The organism is Kitasatospora purpeofusca (assembly GCF_042691725.1).
GTDB classification, from domain to species: domain Bacteria; phylum Actinomycetota; class Actinomycetes; order Streptomycetales; family Streptomycetaceae; genus Kitasatospora; species Kitasatospora purpeofusca_B.
Map to the genome: position 1 here is coordinate 4,852,232 of NZ_CP170483.1, position 15,250 is coordinate 4,867,481.

At 75.1% G+C, this 15,250-nt stretch carries 17 protein-coding genes and 1 tRNA gene; 7 read left to right on the forward strand and 11 right to left on the reverse strand.

What is annotated here, in order from left to right:
* Nucleotides 1–162 precede the first annotated feature (162 nt).
* From ACFCLZ_RS20585 to ACFCLZ_RS20595, 3 genes are read left to right on the forward strand one after another with little or no spacing between them, the layout of a single operon-like run.
* Nucleotides 163–534: a YciI family protein gene (locus ACFCLZ_RS20585; protein WP_380278051.1), complete on the forward strand. Its 372-nt coding sequence runs from the start codon at nt 163–165 to the stop codon at nt 532–534.
* Nucleotides 531–1,811, forward strand: coding sequence for an RNA polymerase sigma factor (locus ACFCLZ_RS20590; protein ID WP_380278053.1), 1,281 nt, complete (start codon nt 531–533; stop codon nt 1,809–1,811). Before ACFCLZ_RS20585 ends, ACFCLZ_RS20590 begins: the two co-directional genes overlap by 4 nt.
* Nucleotides 1,808–2,452: a dihydrofolate reductase family protein gene (locus ACFCLZ_RS20595; protein WP_380278055.1), complete on the forward strand. Its 645-nt coding sequence runs from the start codon at nt 1,808–1,810 to the stop codon at nt 2,450–2,452. Before ACFCLZ_RS20590 ends, ACFCLZ_RS20595 begins: the two co-directional genes overlap by 4 nt.
* Before the next feature lie 124 nt (nt 2,453–2,576).
* Here the strand turns inward: ACFCLZ_RS20595 and ACFCLZ_RS20600 are convergent, their stop codons facing one another.
* The gene (locus tag ACFCLZ_RS20600) at nt 2,577–3,119 is read right to left on the reverse strand and encodes a GNAT family N-acetyltransferase (protein WP_380278057.1); all 543 of its coding nucleotides are present in this window, start codon (nt 3,117–3,119) and stop codon (nt 2,577–2,579) included.
* An 87-nt stretch (nt 3,120–3,206) separates the two neighbouring features.
* Here ACFCLZ_RS20600 and ACFCLZ_RS20605 point away from each other — a divergent pair, with 87 nt between their 5' ends.
* Complete coding sequence (locus tag ACFCLZ_RS20605; RefSeq protein ID WP_380278059.1) at nt 3,207–3,431, forward strand: hypothetical protein; 225 nt, start codon at nt 3,207–3,209, stop codon at nt 3,429–3,431.
* A gap of 37 nt (nt 3,432–3,468) precedes the next feature.
* Here ACFCLZ_RS20605 and ACFCLZ_RS20610 read toward each other — a convergent pair whose 3' ends face one another.
* Complete coding sequence (locus tag ACFCLZ_RS20610; RefSeq protein ID WP_380278061.1) at nt 3,469–4,257, reverse strand: NRDE family protein; 789 nt, start codon at nt 4,255–4,257, stop codon at nt 3,469–3,471.
* Between the two features lie 226 nt (nt 4,258–4,483).
* Between ACFCLZ_RS20610 and ACFCLZ_RS20615 the strand changes: the two genes are divergently transcribed.
* Together ACFCLZ_RS20615 and ACFCLZ_RS20620 are read left to right on the forward strand one after the other, a co-directional pair.
* Nucleotides 4,484–4,966, forward strand: a complete 483-nt coding sequence (locus ACFCLZ_RS20615; protein WP_380278063.1) for a carboxymuconolactone decarboxylase family protein — start codon at nt 4,484–4,486, stop codon at nt 4,964–4,966.
* 11 nt (nt 4,967–4,977) lie between these two features.
* Nucleotides 4,978–5,796 carry an isocitrate lyase/phosphoenolpyruvate mutase family protein gene (locus tag ACFCLZ_RS20620; RefSeq protein WP_380278064.1) on the forward strand — a complete coding sequence of 273 codons (819 nt, stop codon included), beginning with the start codon at nt 4,978–4,980 and terminating at the stop codon, nt 5,794–5,796.
* Between the two features lie 101 nt (nt 5,797–5,897).
* Here the strand turns inward: ACFCLZ_RS20620 and ACFCLZ_RS20625 are convergent, their stop codons facing one another.
* The 8 genes from ACFCLZ_RS20625 to ACFCLZ_RS20660 form a co-directional block, all read right to left on the reverse strand.
* The gene (locus tag ACFCLZ_RS20625) at nt 5,898–6,164 is read right to left on the reverse strand and encodes a hypothetical protein (protein WP_380278066.1); all 267 of its coding nucleotides are present in this window, start codon (nt 6,162–6,164) and stop codon (nt 5,898–5,900) included.
* A gap of 30 nt (nt 6,165–6,194) precedes the next feature.
* Nucleotides 6,195–7,301: a cytochrome P450 gene (locus tag ACFCLZ_RS20630; RefSeq protein WP_380278068.1), complete on the reverse strand. Its 1,107-nt coding sequence runs from the start codon at nt 7,299–7,301 to the stop codon at nt 6,195–6,197.
* Nucleotides 7,286–8,869, reverse strand: coding sequence for a cytochrome P450 (locus ACFCLZ_RS20635; RefSeq protein ID WP_380278070.1), 1,584 nt, complete (start codon nt 8,867–8,869; stop codon nt 7,286–7,288). The genes ACFCLZ_RS20630 and ACFCLZ_RS20635 overlap by 16 nt, the downstream gene beginning before the upstream one ends.
* Nucleotides 8,866–9,468, reverse strand: a complete 603-nt coding sequence (locus ACFCLZ_RS20640) for an ATP/GTP-binding protein (RefSeq protein WP_380286225.1) — start codon at nt 9,466–9,468, stop codon at nt 8,866–8,868. The genes ACFCLZ_RS20635 and ACFCLZ_RS20640 overlap by 4 nt, the downstream gene beginning before the upstream one ends.
* 25 nt (nt 9,469–9,493) lie before the next feature.
* Complete coding sequence (locus ACFCLZ_RS20645) at nt 9,494–9,844, reverse strand: DUF742 domain-containing protein (RefSeq protein WP_380278072.1); 351 nt, start codon at nt 9,842–9,844, stop codon at nt 9,494–9,496.
* Nucleotides 9,841–10,254, reverse strand: coding sequence for a roadblock/LC7 domain-containing protein (locus ACFCLZ_RS20650; RefSeq protein ID WP_350560123.1), 414 nt, complete (start codon nt 10,252–10,254; stop codon nt 9,841–9,843). The genes ACFCLZ_RS20645 and ACFCLZ_RS20650 overlap by 4 nt, the downstream gene beginning before the upstream one ends.
* Nucleotides 10,251–11,816 carry a sensor histidine kinase gene (locus ACFCLZ_RS20655; protein WP_380286226.1) on the reverse strand — a complete coding sequence of 522 codons (1,566 nt, stop codon included), beginning with the start codon at nt 11,814–11,816 and terminating at the stop codon, nt 10,251–10,253. The genes ACFCLZ_RS20650 and ACFCLZ_RS20655 overlap by 4 nt, the downstream gene beginning before the upstream one ends.
* Before the next feature lie 162 nt (nt 11,817–11,978).
* Nucleotides 11,979–14,300, reverse strand: a complete 2,322-nt coding sequence (locus tag ACFCLZ_RS20660; protein ID WP_380278074.1) for a SpoIIE family protein phosphatase — start codon at nt 14,298–14,300, stop codon at nt 11,979–11,981.
* Nucleotides 14,301–14,488: 188 nt separating this feature from the next.
* Here ACFCLZ_RS20660 and ACFCLZ_RS20665 point away from each other — a divergent pair.
* A tRNA-Ile gene (locus tag ACFCLZ_RS20665) sits at nt 14,489–14,562 on the forward strand.
* A gap of 83 nt (nt 14,563–14,645) precedes the next feature.
* Here ACFCLZ_RS20665 and ACFCLZ_RS20670 read toward each other — a convergent pair.
* The gene (locus ACFCLZ_RS20670; protein ID WP_380278076.1) at nt 14,646–15,215 is read right to left on the reverse strand and encodes a TetR/AcrR family transcriptional regulator; all 570 of its coding nucleotides are present in this window, start codon (nt 15,213–15,215) and stop codon (nt 14,646–14,648) included.
* Between the last annotated feature and the right edge of the window lie 35 nt (nt 15,216–15,250).

A 15,250-nucleotide genomic window follows, 5' to 3' on the forward strand; every position in this document is an offset into this window, starting at 1 on the left:
CCGCCCCCGCCCGCCCCCGCACCTCCCCGGCACCTCCCCGGCACCGAGGTGCGGAAGGATGTCGAAAAAATCTTTCCGGCGGATGTCGAAACCCGGCTGGGCGGCTCCGACCGAAGGTGAGAGCGCGCCGCACGGGGCGTGCGGGACGGGAGGACACCCAAGATGAAGTACCTCGTCACGATCTACGGCAACCAGGCCAAGTGGGACGCGTTCCCGCCCGAGGAGTGGCCGACGGCGATCGCCAAGCAGGAGGCGTTCAACAACAGGTACCGCGAGACCGGCGAACTCATCGGCGCCTACGGCCTCGCCGACGCGGCCGCCGCCCAGCTGGTCCGCCGCGCCGAGGGCCTGCCGGTCGTCACCGACGGCCCGTACCTGGAGACCAAGGAGTACATCGCCAGCTTCTACCTGCTGGACTGCGAGAGCCTGGAGCGCGCCCAGCAGATCGCCGCCGACATGCCGTTCGCGGACGTCGAGCCGGTGGAGCTGTGGCCGATCCTGCACGAGTCCCCGGCGAACGCGGCAGACGTGTGAGCGTCGGCCGGCTGCCGGATCCGGGCGGTTTCGAGGGCCTGCTGCGCGACCTCGCGCCGCAGGCCCTCGGGACACTGGTCCGCCGCTACGGGCGCGGGCAGTTCGACGCCTGTGAGGACGCCGTGCAGGAGGCGCTGCTGGCGGCCGCCACCCAGTGGCCGGCCGAGGGGGTGCCGGAGAACCCGCGGGGCTGGCTGGTGACGGTCGCCGGGCGGCGGCTGGCCGACGCCGTGCGCAGCGAGGCGGCCCGCCGCCGCCGCGAGGACGCGCTCGCCCTCGCCACGCCGCAGTCCGCGCTGCTCAGCCCCGCGCCGGACGCGGCGTCCGCCTGCGGCCGGGACGACTCCCTGCACCTGCTGTTCCTCTGCTGCCACCCGGAGCTGTCCGCGCCCAGCCGGATCGCCCTCACCCTGCGGTCCGTCGGCGGCCTCAGCACGGCGCAGATCGCGGCGGCGTTCCTGGTGCCGGAGGCGACGATGGCGCAGCGGATCAGCCGCGCCAAGCAGGCCGTGCGGGCGTCCGGCCTGCCTACCGGAGAGCTGTCCGAGCGCCTCGCCGAGGTCCGCCAGGTCCTCTACCTGATCTTCAACGAGGGCTACACGGCGAGCACCGGCGACGACCTCACCGCACCCGAACTCTCCACCGAGGCGATCCGGCTGACCCGGCTGCTGCTCCGGTTGGTCCCGGACGACGCCGAGACGGCCGGGCTGCTCGCGCTCATGCTGCTCACCGACGCCCGCCGTCCGGCGCGCACGGGGCCGGGCGGGGAGCTGGTGACGCTGACGGAGCAGGACCGCTCGCTGTGGGACCCCTCGCTGATCGAGGAGGGCGTGGCCCTGATCATCCGGACCCTGCCGCACGGCCGGCCGGGGCCGTACCAGCTCCAGGCGGCGATCGCGGCGATCCACGACGAGGCGCCGGACGCCGAGTCGACGGACTGGCCGCAGATCCTCGCCCTCTACGACCTGCTGGCCCGGTACGGCGAGAACCCCTTCATCGCCCTCAACCGCGCGGTGGCGCTGGCGATGGTCGAGGGCCCGGCGGCCGGCCTCGCCGCCCTGGCACCGCTGGAGGCGGACAAGAGGTTCGCCCGCCACCACCGCCTCTTCGCCACCCGGGCCCACCTGCTGGAACTCCTCGGCGACCCGGCGGCCGCCGAGGTCCACCGCGAGGCCGCCCGCCGGGCCACCAGCGCCCCGGAACGCCGCCACCTGACCGAACGGGCCCGCCGCCTGGAGGCCGGCGTTCCCGACGACAACACCGGAGGAAGCACATGACCCAACTCCTGAGGATCCAGAACTTCAACGTCTCCAGTGACGGCATCGCCGCCGGCGAGGACCAGAGTCTGGAGCGGCCGTTCGGCCTCGACGGTCCCGAGCGGCTGTTCTCCTGGGCCGGGGCGACGGCGAGCTGGCCGATGCGCACCGACCCCGGGGGCAGCCGGGGCCTCGACGACTACCTGACCCGGGACTACGCCCGCAACATCGGCGCCGAGATCATGGGCCGCAACAAGTTCGGCCCCCAGCGCGGCCCCTGGCAGGACCACGAGTGGCAGGGCTGGTGGGGGGAGCGGCCCCCGTTCCGCACCCCGGTGTTCGTGCTGACCCACCACGAGCGCCCTTCCATCACCCTCTCCGACACCACGTTCCACTTCGTCGACGCCGACCCGGCCACCGCCCTCCGGCTGGCCCGGGAGGCGGCCCAGGGCCAGGACGTCCGCCTGGGCGGCGGGGTGACCACCATCCGGGAGTTCCTGGACGCCGATCTGGTGGACACGATGCACGTGGCGGTCTCCCCGGTGAAGCTCGGTTCGGGGCTGAAGCTGTGGGAGTCCCCGGACGAACTGCGCGACCGCTTCCACCTGGACGTCGTCCCCAGCGCGAGCGGCGTGACGCACCACCTGTTCTGGCGGAAGTAGCCGGTACGCAATGGCGGCCCCGGGAGGACTGCGCAACCTCCCGGGGCCGCCTGCCGTTCCCGGAGACCGGCGCATGACCGAACGCACCGTCGCCCGCGACGACGTGGGCCTCGTCCGTGGCCCCTCAGGCCTTCCGCTCCGCCTTCCACTCCTCGGCGAGGAGCCCGAGCAGCACCTGGTCCAGGAACTCGCCCAGCACCCAGGCCGAGGAGCGCAGCACGCCCTCGCGGACGAAGCCGTTGCGCTCGGCGGCGCGCAGCATCGCGGTGTTGTCGGCCAGGGTCTCGATCTGGAGCCGCTGCAGGCCGCGCACCACGAAGCCGTAGTGGCACAGCGCCGCGACCACGTCGGTCCCGTAGCCCTTGCCGCGGGTGGACGGCAGCAGTCCCAGCCCGATGTGGGCGGTCCGGTTGTGGGTGTCGATGCCCCACAGGGTCGCCGCGCCGACCAGCGCCCCGCCCTCCAACTCCACCACGGAGAAGGGGACGTTCACCTGGTTGGTGTCGTCCACCACGAGCCGGGGGTCGTTGGAGCCGGGCGTGATCGGCCGCCACGGCCGGCCCTCGGCCCGCGCGGAGTTGACCACGTCGTCGTAGAGCTCGGCCAGCAGGATCGGGATGTCTTCCTCGTGCCGGGCCCGCAGCCCGATGGTGTCGCCTCGAAGCATGCCGTCCTTCCTATCTGACGGATCGTCCGTCGGCAAACCAATTAGCCAGACCCCACCGACATCCTCGCCGAGCAGCCCGGCGCCAAGGTGGCTTACAGCACCCCGGTCGACCGGCTCCACCTCGACCGCAAGCGCCTCCGCGGTGCGCTGTCGGGCTTCAGCCGGGTCCTGAAGGCGCACTACGACCGGTCGTTCTGGCCGATGTGGTGGACCGAGGCGGTCAGCGTGGAGGAAGGTCGGGCGACGGAGTTCTCCTACTACGTCGGCGACACCGTCGCGAAGCGCTGGCGCGAGGCCCGCGCCGAGGGGTGAACGACGGTTACTGGATGCCGGTGACGGTGAACGCCCCCTACAGCTCCACCCGCCGCCAGCCCTCGCAGCCGCCCGGCTCCGCGGGGACGGCGGCGAAGTCGTAGCGGACGCTCCCGGGGCCGAGGGCCAGCAGTGAGATCGAGGACGAGCCCCAGATCCGGCCGTCCCCGAACTCGCGCCGCTGGACCAGCGCGGCGGGGTCGTCGAGCGCCAGCCCGTCGCCGGTGACGATCGGCAGCCAGCCGCCCCACGCCTCCTCGGCCGTCGCGGCGCCGGGGCGCGGCCGCGGCCGGGGCTCGGTGGCGAAGCGGGCGCGGAAGTGGGCGGCGCGGGCGGCCATCAGGGTGCGGATCCGCTCGGAGGCGGTGCGGCTCTCGGCCAACCCCTGCGGCCCGTCGTTGAGGACGACGCTCAGGCCGGTCGGCAGCTCCAGTTCGGCGGGCCGGCCGCCGCTGCCGCCCCAGCTCAGCACCCGCGCGCCGGACGGCCGGACGACCACCAGGTGGAACGGGTCGTAGCGGTCGAGGTCCAGGTCGCCGAGCCGGCCGCCCCGGACGGCGAACAGCGGCAGCTCACCGCGCGAGAGCCGTGCGCCCTCCGCCGCCGGGGTGCCGAAGCCGTTCAGCAGACACGCGGCCACCGGCCCCGTATCCGCACCGCCAGGCTCCACCGCGAGCCACGTCCCGCCCGCGACCAGGTCCAGCCCGCCGACGGCCGAGGCCTGGGCGGGCCAGTGGTGCCCGGGCGGCGCCCACCGGCGTCCGGCGTACTCGTCCCGCACCGACAGCAGCAGCACCGGCACCGCCGCCGCCGGCTCGATGCTCACGAACGCCGTACACACGTCCGGTCCCCCTGACCTCGTCGGTACCACCCTCCCCGCGATCCTCGCACGAACGTTCGTGGACCGGGAGTGGCCCGAGGCCTTCCGCCCGACCGTCCGGTCGTGCCACACTCTCCGCCCGGCCCCTCGGCCGCCGCACCCGAAGTGGCCCACGATTCCGATGGCCGAACGTACCGGGACAGTGGGCCGCCGGTTTCCTAGGCTGGTGGCCATGACGACGACGAACGACAGCGCCGAAGCCACCGTGTCCGCCCCGGCGCAGCGGATCTCCCTGCCCGAGCTGGCGCCCGAGTTCTACAAGGCGATGTTCGCCATGGAGCGCACCGCACGGCAGGGGGTGGACCCGGTGCTCGCGGAGCTGGTCAAGGTGCACGCCTCGATGATCAACGGCTGTGCGTTCTGCATCGACATGCACTCCACCGACGCGCTCAAGGACGGCGAGCAGCAGCACCGTCTGCTCTCCCTCCCCGCCTGGCGCGAGACCCCGTGGTTCACCGCCAAGGAGCGCGCCGCGCTCGCGCTGACCGAGTCGATCACGCTGCTGACCCAGGGGCACGTGCCGGACGCCGTGTACGACGAGGCCGCCGCCCACTTCGAGCAGGCCGAGCTGGCGCAGCTGATCGCGCTGATCACCACCATCAACGCCTGGAACCGGATCGGCGTGGCTTCCCGGCTCAGCCCGGCCGCGAAGTAGGGGCCGCCGCGATGAGCACCGAACAGCGGGACAGGGCCCGTCGTCTGCACGAACTCCACCGCCCCGGCGCGCCGCTGGTGCTCGCCAACGTCTGGGACGCGGTGGGCGCCCGGCTGGTCGCGGCCGCCGGGGCGCCGGCCCTCGCCACGGCGAGCGCGAGCGTCAGCTGGGCGCTCGGCAGCGCCGACGGCGACGCCGCCGACCGGGACGCGGTGCTGGCGCAGACCGCGCTGGTGGTCCGGGCGGCCGGGCCGCTGCCGGTCACCGCCGACCTGGAGAGCGGGTTCGCCGACACCCCCGCCGGCGTCGGCGGGACGGTCGCCGCGCTGCTGGCCACCGGCGCGGTGGGCGTCAACCTGGAGGACGGCGCCCGGCCCGCCGCCGAGGCGGCCGAGCGGATCGCGGCGGCCCGGGCGGCGGCGGACGCGGCCGGTGTGCCGCTGTTCGTCAACGGCCGCACCGATGTCTTCCTGCGGCGACTCGGCGCGCCGCAGGGGCGGTTGGACGAGGCGGTCGCCCGCCTGCGGGCCTACGTCGAGGCGGGCGCGGACGGCGTGTTCGTACCGGGGGTGGCCGACCCGGCGGTGATCGCCGCGCTGGTCGAGGCCGTCCCGGCGCCGCTGAACGTGCTGGCCGGGCCGGGTTCGCCGGCCGTGCCGGAACTGGCGGCGCTGGGCGTGGCCCGGGTGAGTCTGGGGCCGGGCCTGGCGAAGGCGGCGTACGCGGCGGTGCGCCGCGCCGCCGAGGAGGTGTACGCGGCCGGGACGTACACCGCGCTCGACGGCGGGCTGGACTACGGGGAGCTGCAGGGGCTGTACGTCACCGGGTGAGCGGGCTCACCGTGCCCACGGCGTGGTCGGGCAGGTTCCCGCTGGCGCGGCGGCCGGCGCCGGCGCGCCCGGCCCGGGCGCGGCGGTCCGCCGCACGCCGGTCACAGGCCCTGCCCGATCTGGCCGCTGAGGCCGGGGTGGGTCATCTGGCCGGTGCCGATGGCCTCGATCTCGGTGGCGGCCTTGCCGACCAGCGGCAGGTCCTTCGCGTGGTGGATGACGAGGTCGGCGGGGGAGAGGGTGAGCCCGTTGGACAGGCCGCCGAGCGCGTCCGGGGAGGACGCGGTGGAGGTGGCGGCGGACGCGGCGGGAGCGGCGGCGGCGAGACCGGCCACGGTGAGGGCGGCCAGGGTGGCGAGTTTCTTCATGAACCCCCCAACGACCCGGGCCGCCCTCGGTCACCGCAGGGTTCGGACGGTCACCCGCAGCGTCCGCACGCTGTTGCTGACGAACGACCCGATCGGCTCCGGCACCGGCCCGTCGGCGAGCGCCAGCGCGGGGTAGCGCTCGAACAGCAGCCGCAGCGCCGTCTCCGCCTCCAGCCGGGCGAGCCCGGAGCCGAGGCAGAAGTGCGGGCCGTGCCCGAAGGACAGGTGCCGGTTGGGCTGCCGGGTGACGTCGAAGCGGTCCGCGTCCGGGTAGTGGGCGCCGTCCCGCCCGGCGGCCGCGTACGAGGCGAGCAGCGCCTCGCCCCGCCGGATCACCGCGTCGCCGACCGGGATGTCCTCGCTCGCGTAGCGGAGCGGGAACTGGCCGACCGGCGAGTCGTAGCGCATCGTCTCCTCGACGACCGCCGACCACGGCACCGTGCCCTCCAGCACCAGCCGCAGCTGCCCGGGGTGGGCGAGCAGGGCGCGGACGGCGTTGGTGATGAGGTTGAGCGTGGTCTCGTGGCCGGCCACCAGCATCAGCAGCAGGGTGCCGACCAGCTCGGTCTCGCTGAGCCGGTCCTCGTCCTCGCGGGCGGCGATGAGGTCGGTGGTGAGGTCGTCGCCGGGCTCGGCCCGCTTGGCGGCGACCACCGAGCCGAGCAGCGCGAACAGCGACTGCTGCGCGGCGACGGCGGCCTCGGGCGTCGCGGAGCTGGAGACCAGGGTGTCGGAGAGCTCGTGCAGCTCGTCCTGCTGCTTGGGCGGCAGGCCGAGCAGCTCGCCTATCACCTGCATCGGCAGCGGATAGGCGAAGTGCTCGCGCAGGTCGAAGCCCTCCGACGCGCCCTCCAGCCCGGCGATCCGGTCGAGCAGCGCGACGGCCCGGGCCTCGACGGCGGGCTGCAGGGCGGCGACCCGGCGCGGCGTGAACGCCTGGGTGACCAGGCCGCGCAGCCGCCGGTGGTCCGCACCGTCGGCGGTGATCATGCCGGGGACGGTGACGAAGGTGATCAGCGGCCAGCCCTCGGGCAGCAGCCCCTCCCGGAAGGCCGTCCACAGCTGCGGGTTCTTGCCGACCCGCGGGTCGGCAAGCAGCTCCTGCAGGGTGTCGTGGTGGGTTACTGCCCAGACCACCACCCCGCCAGGGAGCTCCACCAGGACCGCCGGGCCGGCTTCCCGGAGTCGGGCGTTCTCCCCGTGCTGGTCGCGTCCGAGGGCGTCGAGCCGGACGGGTTCGGGCCGGACGGGTTCGGGCCGGACGCCGCCGTCTCCTCCACCGGGGCCGGGCCGACGGCCGGGTCCTGGTCTTCCGGGGCCGGGAACGGTATCTGCGGCGGTGTCCATGCGGAGGGCCTCTCGGGGGCTGGCGGGCGGGGCGGGGTGAAGGCGCTGTAGAGCACCGGAAGACTGACCAGGGCCCGCGACCAGGGGGACGGTCGCCAGGCCAGCTCATGGGCGGGGACGGCCAGTTGGAGGTCCGGCAGCCGGTGCAGCAGGGTCTCGACGGCGGTCTCGACGATGATCCGGGCCGGGTGCTGGGCCGGGCAGACGTGCTTGCCCGCGCCCCACGCCAGGTGCGCCCGGTTGCCGCCGATCGCGCCGTGCCCGAGCGCGCCGGGGCCCTGGGCGGCCGGGTCGGCGTTGGCCGCGGCCAGGCCGAGCACGAGCATGTCGCCCCGGCTGATGTACTGGCCGCCGAGCACGGTGTCGTCGGTGGCCCAGCGGCCGGGGAAGTTCTGCGTCGGCGGGTCGCGCCAGAGCACCTCCTCCAGCGCGTCGGCGACGGTCAGCCGGCCGCCGGTGAGGGTGGCCCGGAAGCGGCGGTCGGTGAGCAGCAGCCGCAGCGTGTTGCCGGTCCAGCAGATGGTGGTCTCGTTCCCGGCGACCATCATCACCACCAGGTGGTGCACCGCCTCCTCGTCGGTCAGCGCGGCCGGGTGGGCCAGCAGCCAGGAGGTGAGGTCGGCACTGGGCGTGGCCCGGCGGCGCTGCACCAGGTCCACCAGGACCGCCTGGAACTCCTGGTTGGCGCGCACCGATTCGGCGCCGCTGTCGGCGATGTGGTTGATCAGCCGGATGAGGTGCGGACCGGCGTCGGAGGGCAGGCCGAGCAACTGGGTGAAGACCAGCAGCGGCAGCCGGCGCGCGTACCGGGTGACCAGGTCGGCGGTGCCGTCCGGGCCCCAGCTGTCGATCAGCGCGTTGGCGGCCGTCTCGGTGGTCCCGCGCAGCTGCCGGTGGTCGATCCGGGCGAGCGTGTCGGCGACGGCGGCGCGCAGCCGCTGGTGCTCGGCGCCGTCCAGGTTGAGCAGGGTCGGGCGCCAGGAGGTCATCGGCTGGAGCCGCGAGTCCGGCGCCAGCCGGCCCTCGGCGGGCACCCGCCAGCGGCGCGAGTCCTTGGAGAACAGCGCCTCGTTGCGGGTGAGTTCGAGCAGCTCGGGGTAGCCGAGGACGAGCCAGGCCTCGACGCCGGGCTCCAGCTCGATCGGCGCCACCGGGCCGTACTGGGCGCGCAGCCGGGCGTACAGGCCGTGCGGGTCGTCGGCGACGGCGGCGCCGTACAGCGGGGTGAGCGGCACCCCGACGGGCAGCCCGCCGGGCAGGGTCCCGCGGTGGGTCGCGGCGTCGGCCGGGCCGCCCGCGTGGGCGGGGCATCCCGGCGGCGGGACGGCGGCCGTGCCGGCGGGCTCGGGAACGGTCATCGCTGCAGCTCCAGGACGGCGGTGCGGTGCAGGTGGTCGACGAAGTCGATCAGCAGGTCGTACGCCGCCCGCCGGTCCCGGGCGTCGCAGTGGAGGATCGGCGCCCCGGGCAGCAGGTCCAGCGCCGCGCGCAGTTCCTCCTCCGGGTAACTCGGCGCGTCCGGGAAGGTGTTGACCGCGACGGCGAACGGGATCTGCTGCTCCTCCAGCCGGCCGAGCACGTCGAAGCTCTCGTCCGGGCGGCGCAGGTCGACCATGGCGATCGCGCCGAGCGCGCCGCGCGACAGGTCGTCCCAGAGCGGCCAGAACCGCTGCTGGCCGGGCGTGCCGAACAGGTACAGCGCGAGCCGCCGGTTGAGCGTGATCCGGCCGAAGTCCAGCGCCACCGTGGTGGTGGTCTTGCCGCCGCGCCCGGTGAGGTCGTCCACGCCGGCGCTGGCGGCCGTCATGGTCTCCTCGGTGCGCAGCGGGGTGATCTCGCTGAGCGAGCCGACCAGGGTGGTCTTGCCGACCCCGAACGGTCCGGTGACCAGGATCTTCACCGCGCCCTGGACGGACGGCGGCAGGTACTGCGGTTCGGCGGGCGGACCGGAGGGCACGGCGGTCACCGGACCGGCGAGCGGGTCAGCGGAGTTGGCGGAGGCCAACGAGCACCTCTTCGAGGAGAGTGGTGGGCAGGCGCTCGGCCTGCGGGACGGGCGGGAGCACCTGGACGGCGCCGAGGTCCCAGAGGTCGCCGACCAGCACCTTGACGACGCCGAGCGGCAGCCCCAGGTGGGCCGCCACCTCGGCGATCGACAGCAGGCTGCGGCAGAGGTCGATGATCCGTTGGTGCTCGCGGTTGAGCAGCGCGTCATCGGGGAGCTCGGGCCGCTCCGGTAAGGCGCTGACCAGGCTCTCGATCGCCAGCTCGGGGCGGGTGGAGCGGCTGCGGCCGCCGGTGATGACGTAGGGGCGGACCGGGCTGCCGCTCACCGGTGGCCCCCCGCCGCGAGGTCGGCGCGCGGCGGGCTGGTGAGATGGGTGCCGATCCGCTCGACGAGGACCTGCATCTGGTACGCGACCAGGCCGGCGTCGACGGCCTCGCCGGTCACCACGGCCAGGTGGGCGCCGGCGCCGGCGGCGACGATGAAGAGGTAGCCGCCGCCGTACTCGATGATGATCTGCCGAGTGGCGCTGTGGTGACCGCCGAAGCCCTGGGCGACGCCGCGGGCCAGCGACTGCAGGCCGGAGCAGGCGGCGGCGAGGCGCTCGGCGTCCTCGCGGACGATGTTCTCGCTGCGCCCGATCTCCAGGCCGTCGTTGGACACCACGACGGCGTGCTGGACCTCGGGGACGTTGATGATGTCGGCGAGCAGCCAGCCGAGGTCAGGGGTGGTGGTCATGGAACTCTCCGGAACGCTGGGGAAGCTGGGGGGAAGAGGGAAGGGAAGGGTCGTGCGGGGCCGGGGCCGGGGAGTGGCCCGAGGGATGGAGACCGGCCTGGTCCTGGCCGAACGGGCCGCGGGGGCGGACCCGGTCCTGCCGCTGGACCTGAGCCTGGGCCTGAGCCTGAATCTGGGCCTGGGCCTGGTACGCCGCCTGGGACTGGGAGTTGGCCCGGGCGGCCGAGCGGCCGCTGGCGGTACCGGCCTGGAACATCGACATGAACGCCTGCGCCTGCTGCGCCGAGCGGTACGGCGGAGCCGGCGGCGGGGCGCAGGCGGCGTCGGCCGCGTGCCGGCTGGCGGCGCGGCCGCGCCGGTGGCTCCGGCGGGGCAGCGGCGGCGGCGTGGCGCCGCCGGCCGAGGGGTCGCCCGCCGAGGGTCGCCCGCCGGGGCCGCGGCGTACGGGGGCCGGCCGGCGGTGCGGCGGCCGGCGGGTAGCCGGCGGGCGAGGGGTAGACGGGCGGGTAGCCGGACGCCTGCGCCGGGTCGTACGGACCCACCGCGCCCTGGCCGGGCCGCGTCGGAGCCGCTCCGTACCCGGTGCCCCGGCCCGTCCCGGCCGGCGGCGGGCCGCCGCGGCGCGGGCCGCCCCCGAACACCGCGTCCTCCACGCCGAGGCCCGGCACGGTCGGCGGCAGCGGTTCGGTGAGCAGCGCGTTCGGCAGCAGCAGCACGACCCGCACCCCGCCGTACGGCGAGGGCGCGGAGCTGAGGGTGACCCGGAACCCGTACTGCTCGGCGAGCCGGCCGACCGCCGCCAGGCCGAGCTGCGGCACCTCGCCGAGGCGGGAGATCTCCACCGTGGAGCCGCCGGCCAGGGCGGCGGAGGCCTTGGCCACGGCCTGCTCGGGCATGCCGACGCCGCCGTCGTCGATCTCGATGACGGCGCCGTTGTGCACGGGCATCAGGGTGACGAACACCTGGGTGCTGGGCGGGGAGTAGCGGGTGGCGTTGTCCAGCAGTTCGGCCACCGCGTGGATCAGCGCCTCGGCGGCCGCGCCGACCACCGCGGTCTCGATCCGGCTGCGGATCATCACCCGCTGGAAGGGCAGGATGCGCGACTGGGCGCCGCGCACGACGTCCTCCAGCGAGACCGGCTCGGGCCAGTGCCGGCCGGCCCGGGCGCCGCAGAGCACGGCCAGCGTCTGGGCGAGCCTGGCCTGTTGGGCGGCGGCGTGGTCGGCCTTGAGCAGGCCCTCCAGCAGGGCCGGGTCGTCGTGGGTGCGCTCCATCTCGTCCAGCAGGGCCTGCTGGTCGTGCGCCATCACGAGGATCCGGCGGGCCACGCTGAGGAAGGCCCGCTGGGTGGAGGCGGTGAGCTCCTGCTCGTGCTGGACGGCGGCCAGTTCGGCGTTGCGGCGGGAGAGTTCGGCGGTGAGCCGGTCGCGGAGGGCGGCGATCTCGCGCTGCTGGTCGCCGGCCCGGCGGCGCTGGGTGGCGGCGACGGCGCGGTAGCGGGTGGCGGCCACGAGGGCGAGGACGGCGAGCACGCCTGTTGCCGTTGCGCACCACTGAGTCATCGTCACGCGGCGAATTCTAGGGTGATGATCCTACGAAGGTGTGACCGGATCTCGCCAAGTGACCGGATCTCGTCGATATCCTGTCAATACCGCGCCAATCCGTACTGCTTCGGACCCGATCGGACGGTCCGTGGACCTCCGATCGGTGCACCACCGGCCCTGCTAGTGCACAGTGGACAACCGGTGCAACAGCAGTAACGCGACGTCGTCCGGACGCGAACGCCGTTCGGTGACGTTCAGGGTGAGCAGATCGGCCAGTCGTTCCAGCGCCGGACCGGGCTCCACCCGCACCGGGCCGGCGTTGCGCGCCCACAGCTCCAGCCCGCCGAGCATCCGCTGCACCGACTCGTCGTAGTCCTCCTCGCGGTCCTCCACCAGGCCGTCGGTGTAGACGAGCAGCGTCTCGCCGGGCGTCAGGTGCTCCACCGCCAGCGGGTACGGCCGGTCCGGGGCGACGCCCAGCGGCGGGCCGCCGGGCAGCTCCAGCTCCACCGCCCGGGCGTCCTCGGAGAGGCGGACCGGGGCCGGGTGCCCGGCACGGGCGGCCCGCAGCGTGCCGTCGGCCGGGTCGAGGGTCAGATAGAGGCAGGTGGCGAACAGCTCGGTGTCCAGCTCGGCGAGCAGCCGGCTGGTGCGGGCCAGCGTGGCGGCCGGATCGTGCCCGTCGGTCGCGTACGCGCGCAGACCGCTGCGCAGCTGGCCCATCACCGCGGTGGCCTCGGCGTTGTGGCCCTGGACGTCGCCGATCACCAGGCCGATCCGGCCGTCCGGCAGCCGCAGCAGGTCGTACCAGTCGCCACCGATCTGCATGCCCTCGGTGCTCGGCAGGTAGCGGGCGGCGCTGGCGATCCCGGGCAGCCGGGGCAGGGTGCGCGGCAGCATCGCGCGCTGCAGCTCGGTGGCCCGGTGGTGGTGGGTGTCGTAGAGCCGGGCCCGCTCCAGGGACTGCGCGAGGATGCCCGCGAAGGCGGAGTAGAGGGTGCGGTCCTCGCGGCTGAAGACCCGTTCGGTGCCGAAGGTGATCAGACAGGAGCCGACCTGCCGGCCGGAGGCGACCAGCGGCAGCACCGCCCACGCGGCCGGGGCGAGCGGGCCGCCGGCGGTGTCCGCCCCCGGCGGCCGCTCGCGTTCCCGCCCCCGCCCCCGCCCGCGTCCCCGCCGGGCCGGCTCGCTGAACAGCGGGGTCGAACGGGCCAGCGCGCGCTGCATCACGCCCTCGGACAGGTCGGCCAGCCGGGTCAGCTCGGTGCGCCGGGGCCCGCCGTAGACGGTGTGCGCGACGGGCAGCAGCCGGCCCTCGTCGACCAGGTCCAGCACGATGCTGGCCGCTCCGAAGGCGGGCCGGGCGACGTCGGTCACGGTGGTGGTGACGTCCCGGACGGTGACCGCCCGGGACAGCGCCCGGGTGAGCGCCAGCAGCAGCGCGGACCGGGCCGCGGCGGCGGAGGTCCCGCCGGCGGCCGCCCCGGTGTTCCCGGCCCTTTGGGCGACGCGGCCGGTGGCCGGGCGTTCGCCGGGGGCGCGGCCGTGGTCGAGGTCGGCGATCAGCCCGGAGATCCGGACCGGCCGGCGGTGCACGTCCAGCATGACCTCGCCGGTCTCCTCGATCCGGATCACCCCGCCGCCCCGGCGCGGCACCCGGTAGCGGATCCGGTAGGGGCCGCCGGTGGCGAGCGCCTCGGCGAGCGCGGCCTGGACGTCCGGCAGGTCCTCGGGGTGGACGACGAGGTCGAGGTCGGGCGCGGGGGACGGGCCGCCGCCGGCCGGGGCGGGCCGGTCGACCAGCCGCAGCGCCTGGGCGTCCCAGTGGGTCTCGCCGGTGACCAGGTCGCGTTCGAAGGCGCCGTGCCCGGCGGCGCGGACGGCGAGCGAGAGCAGCGGGTGGGCCGTCCCGGCGGCCGGATCGCCGTCCGGGCCGGGCCCGGGCCGCACCCCGTTCGGCGCGGCGCCCCCGGTGCGCGGCGCCCGGGGCGCCCCGGCGTGCTCCAGCAGGTACGCCAGCCGGTGCGCGCAGGCGTCCGCCAGGGTCTCCAGGACGTCCAGGTCGCGTCGCGGGACGGTGCCCCGGTGGGCGAGCGCGAGGACGAGGACGCCGGTCGGCTGCTCGTCGACGATCATCGGCAGGGCGACGACGGCGACCATCCCGGTGCCCATGCCGGCGTTCCGGTTGGGGTAGTCGACGCTGGTGCGTTCGGGGCTCAGCAGATAGGGGCGGCGCAGCTTCAGCGCCATCGCGGCGGGCAGCTCACTGGCCGGGTCGACCACGCTGTAGCGCTCGTGGGCCCAGTCGGGCAGGCCTTGCGAGGCGGTGAGCCGGAGCATGCCGCCGGGGTCCAGCAGATAGAGGGCCGAGCCCTCGCCGGTGATCCAGCCCGGGCCCTCGGCGAGCACGGTGCCGAGCAGTTCGGCGGCGCTGGTGCAGCCGAGCAATAAGCGGACGCAGCGCATGGCACTGCGCGCGGTGGGGCTGCTGCGCGGGTCCACGGGACGGCCGGCCTCTCCGGTTCCTTATGGGGCGGTTAATTCTTAATACCTTATTTCTTAAGTGGGTGAGGCGTGGGGCGAACGGCGACTCCCGGGACGCCCGCTCACCCGGGGTTCGGGCGCCCCCTTTGGGTCCGGTACCCTTCTCCGTACGACGTGCCGCCGTGCAGGCGGGGCGTCCGCGGTGCGGGGCTATAGCTCAGACGGTTAGAGCGCTTCCCTGATAAGGAAGAGGCCACAGGTTCAAGTCCTGTTAGCCCCACAGCACGCCGAAGGGCTCGGAGCGTTCCCCGCTCCGAGCCCTTCGGCGTTCCCCGTTCCCGGCCGGCGCCGCTCGGCGGCCGCTCAGGGGCGGGGCCAGCTGCGCAGTCCGGCGGTCAGCACGGTGATCATGCGGTCCTGGGTCTCCCCGAGGTCCTCGGCGAGCTGGAAGGCGCCGCCGGTCGACAGCGCGGCGAAGCCGTGGGCCAGCGAGCGGAAGGTGCGGGCGGCGTGGATCGCCTCGGAGCCCTCCAGCCCGTACCCGCGCAGCACCGCGACGATCACCCCGACCAGCCGGCCGGCCGCCGCGACCAGGTCCTCGTCCGGCTGCGGTGCCTGCGGCAGGGCGCCGTAGCGGTGCGGGTGCTCGGTGGCGTACGCGTGGTACGCCCGCAGGACGGCGGCGACCGCGGCGTCCCCGCCGCGGCCGAGCGCGGCCTCGGCGAGCCGGTCGGCCAGCTCCCCGGTCACCCGAACGGCGACCAGCCGGCGCAGTTCGGCCAGGCCGCCGCTGACGTGCTTGTACAGCGAGGGGGTGGCGACCCCGGCGCGGGCGGCCACGGCGGCCAGGGTGAGGGCCTCGGGGCCCTGCTCGTCGATGAGGGCGAGGGCGTGGTCGACGACCTGCTCGGGGGTCAGTCCGACTCGGGGCACTGCGGTTCTCCTAGCGGGGGGAGGGGCTGACGGGG